The following is a 13,286-nucleotide window of genomic DNA, read 5'->3' on the forward strand; positions in this document are numbered from 1 at the left end:
GTTATGGAGGCATCACCCAAAGTTATTATGAGATTAAAATCATATTAGCTTTGGGTTTTTTTTATATATAAAAGGAGGAAAAAAAGATGGCTAAAAAAGAACAGCTTCAAAAGATTGCAGAAGATGTGTTAAAGGCAGTTGGAGGAAGGGACAATGTCAGTCATGTAACTCATTGTATGACGAGGCTTCGTTTTAATCTTAAGGATGAGAGTATACCAAAACAAGAGGAAGTTCAAAATATTCCGGGTGTTATTGGTGTCATGCAAGCAGGAGGTCAATATCAAGTAATTATTGGTCAAACTGTAGATCAGGTATACAATAGCCTTTGTGAAATTGGTGGCTTTAAAAATGATTCAACAGCAGTTGATAATAAAGATCAACAAAAGAAAAAGGTGACACTTAAGTCTGTTGGTTCAGATATTCTTGATGGTCTTGCAGGCTGTCTCACACCGTTAATCCCATTACTATTGGCAGCATCAATGTTTAAATTACTCGTTGCAGTACTTGGACCAACAATGTTAGGGGTTATCGATGAAACAAGTGACATTTATACATTATTAACATTTGTTGGGGATGCTGGATTCTACTTCTTCCCGATTATAGTTGGTTATACAGCTGCTAAAAAGTTTGGTGCCACACCAGTAGTTGCAATGTTTTTAGGTGGTATTATGTTGCACCCAACGTTAATTTCAATAGCAACCGAGGGAAAGGCTTTTAACGTATTCGGTATTCCTGCACAGGTTCAGAATTATGCTAGTACAATTATACCGATTATCTTATCTGTTTGGGTTATGTCTTATGTCGAAAAGTTTTTCAAGAAATATTTACCGAATGTACTTAAGACGATTTTTGCACCATCATTAACCATTCTAGTCATGTTACCGATTTCTCTAGTTATTCTTGGACCTGCTGGTTCTTTTCTCGGAAATTACACATCAAAGGCTCTTTTAGGTTTATCAAGTGTCGGTGGTGGATTCATAGCGGTTGCTATAATTGCTGCACTTTGGCAATTCTTAGTGTTGAGCGGAATGCATCTTGTAATGATTTCTACCCTTATTCTTGTTTTTTCAACGAATGGACATGAAGCTCTTATGATGCCTGCAGGAGCTATTGCTAGTCTTGCTGTTTCAGGTATGTGTTTAGGTGTAGCACTTCGCCTTAAAAATAAGGAACAACGGAGTCTTAGTTTTGGTTACCTTGTTGCTGGGGCAATAGGTGGTGTAACAGAGCCAGGAATGTATGGTGTTGGGATGCGATACAAGCGTCCGTTTATTGGAATGATTGTTGGTGCTTTTGTTGGAGGTCTATATGCAGGTATTATGAATGTCACTGCATATGCAATGATTCCAGTTGCAAGTGTACTTGCTGCACTTAGCTTTGCAGGCGGTCCAACAGCTAATTTTATCAATGGGATTATCTCGTTGATAATTGCATTTGTTGTTTCTGCGGCTGCAAGTTATTTCTTTGGTTTCAAGAAAGACGATCCGCTTATTCAGAAAGAACAGTCATGGGGTGTTACCAATGGGGATATTGGAAAAGTTTCGTAATATAATTCAAAATGAAAGAACCGAAAGTGGTAATATTTATTCACCATTTGATGGAGAAGTTATTCCTCTTAAGGATATAGAAGATGGTGTTTTTTCGGAAGGAATGTTAGGGAAAGGTTGTGGGATGAAACCATTAAAGGGAGAAGTATATGCACCCTTTAATGGAGAAGTTATTCTTATAACTCCTACAAAACATGCTCTTGCAATTAAAAGCAATGATGGGATAGAACTATTAATTCATGTCGGATTGGACACAGTTAAAATGAATGGCAAAGGCTTTCTACCGTCTGTAAAAGTAGGAGACAGGGTAAAATGTGGACAGTCGATCATGAAGTTTTCTATATCTGATATTGAAGCCGCTGGATATGTAACTACAACAGCTATTGTTGTAACAAACTCAGAGGATTATCCTAATGAATTAGTATTAATGCAGGGAGTTAAGGGAAGATCAGAAAAAATCATGCAAATCTCATAAAATAGTTAGGATTACTCTTTAAGGGAGAATTTTTATATGAAGAAATTGTTAGTACGTGCAGACGACTTAGGTTATTCAGAAGGTGTTAATTATGGTATTGCTAAAACAGTAAATGAAGGCATTATTGGAAGTGTAGGTATTATGACTAACATGCCTGCGGTTGTCCACGGATTGAAGTTGTTGGAAGATTCAGAAGTCTGCTTAGGGCAACATACAAACATTTGCAATGGCAAACCTCTAACGGATCCCTCTTTGATACCTAGTATTACTCATAAGAATGGTGAATTTAAATCTTCTAAAGAATATAGGCAGGCAGAAGAGGACTTTGTAGTTTTGGATGAAGTAATACTTGAAATTGAAGCTCAATATAAAAGGTTTGTAGAGCTTACTGGTAAGAATCCAAGTTATTTCGAGGGCCATGCAGTTGCTAGCGTAAATTTCTTTAAGGGGTTAGAGATAGTTGCGGAAAAATATGGGTTGAAATATTCTCCGTTTTCTATGGATGGGTCAATAAAGATCAATAATAAAGACGTTTTTATTAGTATGGACTTCATGAAACCAAATTATGATCCTTTTGAATCTTTGAAGAAAACAATAGAAACTGCAGATGAAGATAGATATTATATGTTTGTATGCCATCCTGGTTATTTAGATGGGTATATTTTAAAACACTCGTCACTTACTTTGCCCAGACCAATGGAAGTCGATATGTTATGTGATCCAGACACAAGAAAGTGGCTTAAAGATAATGATGTAGAATTAATTACTTATGATGAGCTGTAAGGTTTAATTATGAAGATGCAAGAAGGAATTCATAAGTTCAAAAGTGAATAATATTCCTAATAACTTTAGTAAACTACCTGGTAATTAATATGATCCAGGTAGTTTTATTTCCTTTCCTTTCCTTGTACCATATTACTTGGAATCATAAGTCATTTTTTGATTAGGGAGATGGTTCAAATGAATAGAAGGTATAGAGAAATTATTAGTAAGTTACTCAACGCTCATAAATGTACATCTGTTGGAGAGTTGGCACTTATATGTAATGTTAGTATAAGGACAATTCAACTAGATATTAAAAAAGTTAATAGCTTGTTAAAGAACTTTGATATTTCTATTATAGCCACAAAAAGAGGGTATTATTTTTCTGAAAAATCCAAGATGCATATAATAGAAAAGGATATTATAAGATCATGTCTTGATTTTGAATATATCTCTGACATACCTACTACACCATTTGAAAGACAAATGTATATTCTTCTTTATTTAACTTTTAATGAAAATTTAGAGTTAGAAGAATTAGCAGATCAACTTTTTGTTTCAGATGCGACTTTACGAAATGATATTAAATTGGTGCAAAACTGGTTGGAAATTAACTTTGGGATTAACGTTTCTACTTCAAAATCGAAGGGTTTAACACTTATATGCGGGGAAAAAGATAAGAGAAATATTGTTTACTGGATAATAGGGGAAAAAATAAGTGTTAGTACAATAACAAAATATTGGAATTGTATTTTTAAGGAAACAAATCCTTCAAATTTGTTTAAGGAAACCTATGATGTTGTAGAAAGTGAATCAAAGAAATTTAGGTATTATTTAACTGGAAATAGTTGTATGATGTTTAGTTTGGAAATACTAATTGCAATCAGGCGTTACAAGTTGGGTTTCTTTTTAGAATCTTATGAAGGCGAAGAGGTTCTATTACCTGTTATGGAATCTTTACGGAGAGAAATAGAAGTTTATTTTAACGTAGAGTTACCAGAAAATGAATGGTTGAATTTGCAGTGTTATTTTCAATCAAAGCAATTTTTAACTGGTACGAATATTAAACAAATTGAAACATCCGAATCAGTGGAGATTGTTAATGAATTCGTTAAAGAAGTTGATCGAAGATTTAATGTAAATGTATCCGAACAAACCGTAGCTAAGGAAAATTTAGTTTTATACATTACACCAATGATTAATCGACTAAAATTAAACCATAGAATACCAAATCCAATACCTCATGATATTATGGGGAAATTTCACCTAGAGTCTAAAATGGCTTTAGATATATCTGCAATATTAAAAAAATACCTAGATGTAAACACCAATCTAACTGAAATAGCTTATGTAACGTTACATTTAGTGGCAACAAATGAATTATGGAAACAAAAATTAAACACAATATTGGTTTGCGACTTTGATGAAGGTGTCATTAGTCTTATAAAAAATAAGATCATTAAATACCTTGGAGAAAAATTATATTTTAATGGGTTATATACCTATGCAGAATTTATAAACGAGAAAGAGGAAAATATGCAAAAGATAGATTTTATTATTACAACATCTCCATTGGCGGATATTACCAAAATTCCATTTTATCGAATTACTCCTGAATTTGATGTTAAATTTATCTTAGAATTAGAAAAATACATAGATTCAATCTTATAAACTGTATAGCTTATAAGCTCTTTCTGAAGATAAGAGCTTTCTTTTACTTATAATGTTTGGAAATATAGCCTTTATACTGTTATAAGTTTCAGATCAGTATAAAGTAATATGAATCCTATTAAACTTTAAATTATTGTGAATTTATAAATCCTACTAGTACCACTGTTGGTGAAGTGTAGGATAATTTTTTATTTTTTTTCGTTTTGTTAGCGAAATTTTTTGGTTTTAAAAGAGTTGTCGTGTACACCTATAATTAACATAGAACTACTATGAAAACGCTATCAAAAATTTAGTGGACAATTAACATAGGAGGGAGAGGGCAAATGGAAAATCTCTAGAGGTAGCTGTTTTTGTAAGTGTTCCATCCTTAGTATCGGGTTTAATGTTACAAATATTGAGATAAGAAGGAGGACTAAAATGTTTAAAATGAATAAAATTGTACGCACTATGCTAAGTATGACAATCTTGATTATTTTAGCTGCATTTTCCCCAATTTCGGAGAATAAGATTAAACCTAATGATTCCACGAATTCTGGTGGAGAAATTGATCCTTCCAAACCCATTAAGGTGGATGGTGGAAAAATAACTGGAACCTTATCTTCTGATTCTAAAGTAGCAATATACAAAGGTATTCCATATGCTGCCCCACCAGTGGGAGACTTAAGATGGAAAGAGCCACAGCCGGTAGTCAAATGGAAAGGGGTAAAGGAAGCTGATACATTTGGTCCAAGTTGTGTCCAGCCAGTGCAAGCCCCATTTTGGATGTGGTCAACGGAATTCATTATTGATACATCTAAAGGATACTCTGAGGATTGTTTAACACTAAATATTTATACTAAAACAGATTCAAATACAAAAAAACGTCCTGTTATTTTATATATTCACGGTGGAGGTAATACAACAGGTGGTTCATCAGTTGAAGTATATGATGGAGAGGCTATTGCAAAAAAAGATGCTGTTTATGTAACCATTAACTACAGACTTGGGATTCTTGGATTCCTAGCACATTCAGAATTATCGGCTGAATCTAAAGATGAAGTATCTGGAAACTATGCATTACTAGATCAAATCGCTGCATTAGAATGGGTTAAGAAAAACATTTCAAAATTTGGTGGAGATCCAAATAATGTCACTATAGCAGGACAGTCAGCAGGTGCAGCTAATGTGAATGCTCTAACTTTATCACCTAAAGCTGAAGGTCTTTTTAAGAAAGCGGTTCCTATGAGTGGAAATCAAATTAGAAGTAAGTACCGTACTTTAGCGCAGAAGGAAGGTGAGGCAGCTAAGTTATTCGAAGGAAAAACATTAGAAGAAATGAGAGCAATGCCAACTGATCAATTGTTATCTCTTCCATTTAGCGGTGGATTCACTATCGATGGTAAGGTAGTTACTGGAAATCCGTTAGATGTACTTAAGGAAGGTAATCAATATGATGTTCCCATGATGACTGGTAATGTACAAGGTGATTCAGGAATAGGTGGGATTCTTCCATCAGCAAACCCTTTTGAACCTGTAACTACTATTAGTAAAGAGAATTATGAATTAACAGTAAACCAAGTTTTTGGCAATAAAGCATCGGAAGTTCTTGCTTTGTACCCAGCAACAGGTGACGAAGCGGTTAGTCAATTTAATGCGGTAAATCAAGATGCAATGATGGCATCGCAACTTTCTTTTGCAAAAGCTAGATCTTTACAAGGCAAAGCTCCAACATATGTTTATTATTTTGATTATGTAATGCCAGGTGAGGAATCAGCTAAATGGGGCTCATTCCACACTGCAGATGTACCATATTTCTTGAATTACTTCTCACCACTTAGAGAGAATTTCTGGACTCAAGTTGATTACGATTTGGGTGATAAAATGTCAAATTACTTGGTCAACTTCGCCAAAACAGGAAATCCAAATGGGGGAAAACTGTTAAATTGGGAGGCGTATAACGGAAATATGTCCTTTATTAATTTCGGGGATCAGGTTATTACGACTAAACTAAGTGAAGAAAAGGAAAAATTCTGGGAAGATTATTATGATGCTCTTCTTGGTCTATGAACATATAAGTACTCCTATCTAATATGAAAAACGCTCCAATTGTTATTCACTAAATAAAACAATTGGGGTGTTTTTTGGATTCGCTTTAGAGATAAAGTTGAGCTTTTTAATACTATTTTTATTGAATTAACGAAAATTAAGTTTATTGCGTACCGATATAAAAATAATAAAATGTTTTTATATAATCTATTAAAGAGATAGACAATGAAGTAGTTGCATATAGAGAGAATATATAGTACTATAAAAGAAACATATTCAATTAACGGATTGTGACTGTTAAATCAGGCAAAACCGCTTACTTTTTATAGTAGGGTTTTGTCTTTTTTGTGATTGGAGGTGTCAAAGTGGAGATACTTAAAATACTAAACAACAATGTCATTGTCTCATTAAAAGATGGCCGAGAGGTTATCGTCATGGGTCGTGGTGTAGCATTTAATAAACGTACTGGTGATGAGATAGATGAAGAGAAAATTGATAAAATCTTCACTTTGGAAGACGAAGATATCACAAAGAAGTTCAAAACGCTAATATCAGATATTCCAATTGAGTATATGGAATTATCGGAAAGAATTATTAATTACGCTAAAATTCAACTTGGGAAAAAGCTTAATGACAGTATTTATATATCATTAACGGATCATCTTCATTTTGCGATAGACCGATATAACAACAATTTACCCATTAAGAATGCTTTATTATGGGAGACAAAACATTTATATAAGGAAGAGTTTGATATTGGGATAGAGGCATTAAATATGATTTGTGATCAATTTAATGTAATTTTGGCTGAAGATGAGGCGGCATTTATAGCCTTGCACCTTGTAAATGCCCAATTTAATGAAGATATGACCAATACTGTTGATATGACGAAAGTGATACAAGATATATTAACTATTGTTAAATATCACTTTAAAATTGAGTATGACGAAAATGCATTGAATTATTATCGGTTTATTACTCATTTAAAGTTCTTTGCTCATAGATTAGTAAAAGGCAATCATTATAAAAATGAACATGAGGACGATCTTTTAAACATTATCAAAGATAAATATCCTGAGGCATACAAATGCTCGGAAAAAATTAGGAAGTTTGTGGAAAAGCAATATAGATATGAGTTAACTGATGAGGAAATACTCTATTTAACCATCCACATTGAAAGAGTAGTAAAAAAATAAAAAAAATTCTATTTTAGGATTGTAACTAGTTAACTAGGCAAAACCTAAATTGAAACTTTCATCTGAAAGATTCAATTTAGGTTTTTTCTTTTGTTTAAAAAATTTATAAAAACCTATTGATAAAGGAGTTTAAACAATGAAAAACGAAAAAATTGCAAAAGAAATTTTGCAAAACATTGGTGGAGAAGAGAATATCTCAAGTTTAGTGCATTGTGCTACACGCTTAAGATTTAAATTAAATGATGAGAGTATCGCAAATAACGAAGCAATAGAAGAGACAGAAGGAGTGTTAAGTGTTGTTCAAAGTGGTGGCCAATATCAAGTCGTCATTGGCTCGAATGTTTCAGACGTATATAAGGAAATAAATAAATTAGCAAATGTTGGTGCAAATTCAAGTCCTTCTAATGGGAAAAAAGAGAGCCTTACTTCACAAATTTTTGATGTTATTTCACGAAGTTTCTCACCATTGTTAGGAGCACTTGCGGGTGCCGGGATGCTTAAAGCATTATTAGTCGTTTTAACAAGTGTAGGTGGGCTATCAACTGATAGTGGAACTTACTCTGTTTTGTCAGCTGCAGGTAACGCCGTGTTCTACTTTCTTCCTATCTTTTTAGGAATAACACTTGCGATAAGACTTGGTGCTAATCCTTACGTTGGTGGATCAATCGGTGCTGCTCTCCTTGAACCGAATTTAACAGGTATATTAGCAAAAGGTGGAGAAACACTGTTTTTAGGAATACCTGCTATTATTGTTGACTACTCATCAACTGTTTTCCCTGTATTTATTGCCGTATGCATATATGCATTGTTTGAAAAGTTTTTAAAGAAAGTGATTCATAAAGATCTACAAATGTTCTTGGTTCCAATGTTGTCATTAATTGTTATTGTTCCATTTACGGTTTTAGTTTTTGGACCATTTGGAGTATACGTTGGAAATGGTATTGGTGCAATTATTCAATTCCTTACTGAACGCAGCGGTATACTTACCGGAGCTGTTATGGGAGCTGGCTGGACTTTCTTAACCTTATTAGGACTACATTGGGGAATCGTTCCGATCATTATTTCAAATCTTGCTGCTGGAGGAGACCCACTATTATCTATGTTAGCCGGTGGAGTTTTTGCTCAAATTGGTGTAGGATTAGGAATTTTCCTAAAATCAAAAGATAAAAAAGTTAAATCTTTAGCAGGATCTACAATGCTTCCAGGTGCTTTGGCTGGTGTAACAGAACCAATTCTTTACGGTCTAATTCTCCGTTATAGAAAAACATTGATTTATGTAGCTGTTGCAGGCGCGATTGGTGGAGCTATAAATGGATTCTTAGGTTCAAAATCTTTAGTTTTCAATTTTGTTAGCTTTTTATCAATCCCAGCATATTCACCATTGGTATACCATCTAATTGGTGCTTTAACTGCCTTTGTATTAGCTATGTTAGCAACGCTCTTATTTGGTTTTGAGAATAAGGAAGAAAATGTAGTAGAAAGCAAAGAAGTAGAAACTGGAGAAAAGGTAGACGTTGAAACTCAACCTCTATTAAAAAGAGAGAGTATTGTAAGCCCTATGTCAGGTAATGTAAAAGAGTTAAGCGAAGTAAATGATGCTGCGTTTGCATCTGAAGCAATGGGGAAAGGAGTTGCGATTGAACCTACTGTAGGTGAAGTGGTATCACCTGTTGATGGTACAGTTACTGCGATTTTCCCAACCGGACATGCAATTGGTATTACTTCAAGTAATGGGGCAGAAATCTTGATTCATATTGGAATAAATACAGTACAACTAAATGGTAAGTATTTCTCTCCACAAGTTAAACAGGGAGACACTGTAAAACAGGGAGATATATTAGTGAATTTTGAGCTTGAAAAAATAAAAGAAGCAGGATTTGATGTTACAACTCCAATTATTGTCACAAATACAGATCAATATATTGAAATTGTAAAATCAGATAAGAAGATCGTTCAAGCTAAAGAAGAAAAATTACTAACCCTAGTTTTGTAGTATAGGTAATGTGAGTGGGGAGTGGACATTTACTCCCCTTTTTCTTGAGAAGGGTCATATATTTTGAACGGCTGACTAAGTTTTTTTACTAAAGGAGGAATAGTTTATGGAAGAAATTAAAAGTAAATTCCCTGCAGGATTTTTATGGGGAGGTGCAACGGCTGCTAATCAATTAGAAGGTGCATATCTTGAGGGTGGAAAGGGATTAAATACACCTGATGTATTACCGGGGGGGAAAGTAAGACTAAAAGTATTAAAAGACCCTGGTTTTAATTTTGATTTGGACTTTGAAAATTATACATATCCAAATCACGAAGCTATTGATTTTTATCATCGTTACAAAGAAGATATTGCACTATTTGCTGAGATGGGTTTTAAAGTATTCCGTATGTCAATCTCCTGGTCACGTATTTTCCCTAATGGTGATGAGCTAGTTCCAAATGAAGAAGGATTAGCATTCTATGAAAACGTATTTGATGAGTTACTTAAATATAATATAGAACCTGTAGTCACGATTTCTCACTATGAATTACCTCTTCACCTTGTAAAAGAATATGGGGGCTGGAGAAACCGTGAGTTGGTTGCATTTTTTGAAAGATATGTAACAGTTATCTTCAACCGATATAAAAATAAAGTGAAATACTGGATGACATTTAATGAAATCAATAGCAGTCTTCATATGCCGATTTTAGGACTTGGGTTTGCGATAAAAAATGAGGAAGATCGTTACCAGCCGACATTCCAAGCTTATCATCATCAATTCGTAGCAAGTGCAAGAGCTGTTCAGCTATGTCATGAGATTATTCCTGGCGCTCAAATTGGCTGTATGATTGTTTATCTTCCTACTTATTCTGTTGACTGTGATCCTGAAAACGTACTTTATGCGTTAAAGGAAGAACAGTTATTTAACTACTTCTGTGGAGATGTACAAGTACGCGGGGAGTACCCTTCTTTCATTAAGCGATACTGGAGAGAGCATGGTATTAAGATTGAAATTGAAGAAGGCGACCTTGAATTGATGAAAGAAAATACTGTCGATTATATCGCTTTTAGTTACTACATGTCCCGGACAGAAAAAAGGGACAAAACCCCTGAAGAAGTTGGTCAAGGGAATATCCTTGGCGGGATTAAAAATCCATTTTTAAAAGCCAGTGAATGGGGATGGGAAGTTGATCCAACCGGTCTTCAAATCTCTCTAAATCAATTGTACGATCGTTATCAAAAGCCATTATTCATTGTGGAAAATGGTTTGGGAGCTTACGACAAAGTGGAAGAAGACGGTTCAATCAATGATGATTATCGAATTGAATATCTACAAGAACATATCAAAGCTATGGCCGAGTCCATTGAAGATGGAGTCGAGTTGATGGGATATACTTCATGGGGATGTATTGATTTAGTTAGCGCATCGACGGGTGAAATGAGTAAGCGTTACGGCTATATTTATGTAGACAAGAATGATGATGGTTCTGGAACATTGGAACGTAAGAAAAAGAAGTCATTCTTTTGGTATAAGAACGTTATTGCTACAAATGGACAGGATATTTAATCAAATTTTAGTTAGTTTTAAGGATTACATATGGGCTCTATCATCAGATAATAAATGGGACGAACCGTCCATTTATTGATGGTAAAGGAGGCCATAGGAAAGGGAAGCTTTTTTGACAAAGCTTCCCTTTTTATGAATATTATAATTAATTAAACACCATACCACCGTCGGTAAGAATATTTTGTCCAGTGATGTAATCAGATGCTGGAGAGGCTAAAAAGGAAACTAGATTTGCCACATCTTCAGGTGTTTGAGTGCGGCCAAGGGCTATTCCTTCAGCGTATTTTTGGAATGCTTCCCCTTTTTTAGTGCCCATAAATTTCATCATTTCTTCATCAAGTCGTTCCCACATGGATGTTCCGACAATACCCGGGCAGTAAGAATTCACTGTGATTTTAAATTTTGCTAGTTCTTTTGCAGCAACATGAGTTAAGCCTTTAACAGCAAATTTTGATGCAGAATATGGAGCTAACATTTCGAATCCTTCATGACCGGCGATGCTACAGGCGTTTATTATTTTGCCGCCAGTTCCCTGCTTTTTCATTTGGATCCCAGCTGCTTGAATTCCGTAGATGACACCTTTCACGTTTATATCTAACACACGATCTACAGCAGTAGGATCTAACTCCGTAATAGGGGCTAATTGCCCTTCAATTCCAGCATTATTAATAAAAACATCGACACTCCCAAATGTGTCAACGGCTTTTTGAACTAATGCCATTTGATCTTCTAATTTAGCAACATTTCCAACCAATGAAGTGACATTTACACCTTTGTCTTTAAATTCTTTCTCTGTTTCAATTAATGTTTTTTCATTAATATCATTAAGTACAATAGAAAATCCATCTTTTGCTAAACGTTCTGCTAAACCTTTACCAATTCCTTGGCCTGAGCCAGTGATTATAGCTACTTTTTGTTTATCCATTATTTTTCCTCCCAGTTTATAACGTTTATTAATGCTAAATACAACTTAAGATAGCTGAATAACGATTAGAGAAGTAGTTTGTGCGTTTTATCAAATCCGGATTAATTTACGCTTTTTTAAGTATACATCTAACAAACCATATGGTAAATTCAGATAAAATTAACCAAAGTTAACCAATACTTAACTAAAGAGGTGGACCATGAATATTGATCAACTGAAATACATATCAGAAATAGCTAAAACAGGCTCATTAAAAGAAGCTGCTGACAATCTGCATATTACTCTTCCTGCTTTGAGTCAATCGATAACAAGTTTAGAGAAAGAGTTAAATATAAGTGTTTTTCACCGTTCGAGAAGAGGGTCCATTCCAACAGCAGAGGGAAGTAAATTAATAGAGAAGGCTAATTCAGTGCTGCAAAAATTAAATGAGTTTATGGAAGAAGCTGAAGCCTATACAAATACGATGAATGGAGAAATGAAAATTGCCACTTACCCGGGACCAATGGAAATCTTAGTTAATTTAATATTGGAGATTAAGAAAGAATATCCGAACATTAAAGCTTCTATTTATGAAAATAACTCAGAACATATTATTAAGAAAGTCTTAGATGGGGAGGTAGATATTGGGATAATTATTTACACAGAAAGGGAAGAAAGAAAGTATCATAGTCTTGTATTCAATAGGCTGTTGGACGTTCATATGATAACTGCAGTCAATAAGCAATCTCTATTAGCAAAAGAAAATCTGATTACAGAGGATATGTTAATTAATCAGCCTATTGTTTTATATGATGACAAATATATTCAGGAGTTTATTAAAGCATTTACCTCCTTACCATTTGATATTTTATTTACTACGAATAACGTAGATACGATTCGTAATACGTTGGAGAACAATACTGCAATCAATATCGGATTTGATTATGCCTTTAGAACGGATGCTGGTTTATCCAAAAGTAATTCTTATGTGATGATTAACTTTGCTCCTCCGCATTCCAATACATATTTTTTTGGTTATGTTCATCACTCCAATAACGGTCTACCGCGAATCATTAGGGAATTTTTAAAACGGATGTACCAAACTATAAAAGAAAATTTTACAGAAATAATGAATGCATGAAACAAGAAACTTAAGTTTTAAAC

General features: G+C 34.2%; 10 protein-coding genes. 9 read left to right on the forward strand and 1 reads right to left on the reverse strand.

Annotated features, from left to right (window positions below; translation table 11 throughout):
* Positions 1-86 precede the first annotated feature (86 nt).
* The 8 genes from ACQ5H4_RS01205 (at position 87) to ACQ5H4_RS01240 (ending at position 11,218) form a co-directional block, all read left to right on the forward strand.
* Complete coding sequence (locus tag ACQ5H4_RS01205; RefSeq protein ID WP_430773145.1) at positions 87-1,547, forward strand: PTS transporter subunit EIIC; 1,461 nt, start codon at positions 87-89, stop codon at positions 1,545-1,547.
* Complete coding sequence (locus ACQ5H4_RS01210; RefSeq protein ID WP_430773147.1) at positions 1,522-2,022, forward strand: PTS sugar transporter subunit IIA; 501 nt, start codon at positions 1,522-1,524, stop codon at positions 2,020-2,022. The genes ACQ5H4_RS01205 and ACQ5H4_RS01210 overlap by 26 nt, the downstream gene beginning before the upstream one ends.
* Before the next feature lie 36 nt (positions 2,023-2,058).
* Positions 2,059-2,805 carry a ChbG/HpnK family deacetylase gene (locus ACQ5H4_RS01215; protein WP_430773148.1) on the forward strand — a complete coding sequence of 249 codons (747 nt, stop codon included), beginning with the start codon at positions 2,059-2,061 and terminating at the stop codon, positions 2,803-2,805.
* Positions 2,806-2,982: 177 nt separating this feature from the next.
* Entirely contained in the window at positions 2,983-4,455 is a 1,473-nt protein-coding gene (locus ACQ5H4_RS01220) for a BglG family transcription antiterminator (RefSeq protein ID WP_430773149.1), read from the forward strand.
* A 417-nt stretch (positions 4,456-4,872) separates the two neighbouring features.
* A complete protein-coding gene (locus ACQ5H4_RS01225; protein ID WP_430773150.1) occupies positions 4,873-6,501 on the forward strand; it encodes a carboxylesterase/lipase family protein in 1,629 nt (542 codons plus the stop codon).
* Positions 6,502-6,845: 344 nt separating this feature from the next.
* Positions 6,846-7,676: a BglG family transcription antiterminator LicT gene (licT, locus tag ACQ5H4_RS01230; protein ID WP_430773151.1), complete on the forward strand. Its 831-nt coding sequence runs from the start codon at positions 6,846-6,848 to the stop codon at positions 7,674-7,676.
* A gap of 136 nt (positions 7,677-7,812) precedes the next feature.
* Complete coding sequence (locus ACQ5H4_RS01235; RefSeq protein ID WP_430773152.1) at positions 7,813-9,669, forward strand: beta-glucoside-specific PTS transporter subunit IIABC; 1,857 nt, start codon at positions 7,813-7,815, stop codon at positions 9,667-9,669.
* 106 nt (positions 9,670-9,775) lie between these two features.
* The gene (locus tag ACQ5H4_RS01240; protein ID WP_430773153.1) at positions 9,776-11,218 is read left to right on the forward strand and encodes a glycoside hydrolase family 1 protein; all 1,443 of its coding nucleotides are present in this window, start codon (positions 9,776-9,778) and stop codon (positions 11,216-11,218) included.
* Positions 11,219-11,363: 145 nt separating this feature from the next.
* On the opposite strand, the gene ACQ5H4_RS01245 is transcribed toward ACQ5H4_RS01240, so the two are convergent.
* Entirely contained in the window at positions 11,364-12,143 is a 780-nt protein-coding gene (locus ACQ5H4_RS01245; RefSeq protein ID WP_430773154.1) for an acetoin reductase, read from the reverse strand.
* A 199-nt stretch (positions 12,144-12,342) separates the two neighbouring features.
* Here ACQ5H4_RS01245 and ACQ5H4_RS01250 point away from each other — a divergent pair, with 199 nt between their 5' ends.
* A complete protein-coding gene (locus tag ACQ5H4_RS01250; protein ID WP_430773155.1) occupies positions 12,343-13,263 on the forward strand; it encodes a LysR family transcriptional regulator in 921 nt (306 codons plus the stop codon).
* Positions 13,264-13,286 lie beyond the last annotated feature (23 nt).

The sequence above is a fragment of the Bacillus coreaensis genome (genome assembly GCF_050586445.1).
GTDB classification, from domain to species: domain Bacteria; phylum Bacillota; class Bacilli; order Bacillales; family Cytobacillaceae; genus Robertmurraya_A; species Robertmurraya_A coreaensis.

What these genes read in the sequence shown, in the direction of transcription:
- ACQ5H4_RS01210 (WP_430773147.1), top strand. Translation starts at nt 1,522, where the DNA reads ATGGGGATATTGGAAAAGTTTCGTAATATAATTCAAAATGAAAGAACC.
- ACQ5H4_RS01225 (WP_430773150.1), top strand. Translation starts at nt 4,873, where the DNA reads ATGTTTAAAATGAATAAAATTGTACGCACTATGCTAAGTATGACAATC.
- ACQ5H4_RS01240 (WP_430773153.1), top strand. Translation starts at nt 9,776, where the DNA reads ATGGAAGAAATTAAAAGTAAATTCCCTGCAGGATTTTTATGGGGAGGT.
- ACQ5H4_RS01250 (WP_430773155.1), top strand. Translation starts at nt 12,343, where the DNA reads ATGAATATTGATCAACTGAAATACATATCAGAAATAGCTAAAACAGGC.
- ACQ5H4_RS01235 (WP_430773152.1), top strand. Translation starts at nt 7,813, where the DNA reads ATGAAAAACGAAAAAATTGCAAAAGAAATTTTGCAAAACATTGGTGGA.
- ACQ5H4_RS01215 (WP_430773148.1), top strand. Translation starts at nt 2,059, where the DNA reads ATGAAGAAATTGTTAGTACGTGCAGACGACTTAGGTTATTCAGAAGGT.
- ACQ5H4_RS01245 (WP_430773154.1), bottom strand. Translation starts at nt 12,143, where the DNA reads ATGGATAAACAAAAAGTAGCTATAATCACTGGCTCAGGCCAAGGAATT.
- ACQ5H4_RS01205 (WP_430773145.1), top strand. Translation starts at nt 87, where the DNA reads ATGGCTAAAAAAGAACAGCTTCAAAAGATTGCAGAAGATGTGTTAAAG.
- ACQ5H4_RS01220 (WP_430773149.1), top strand. Translation starts at nt 2,983, where the DNA reads ATGAATAGAAGGTATAGAGAAATTATTAGTAAGTTACTCAACGCTCAT.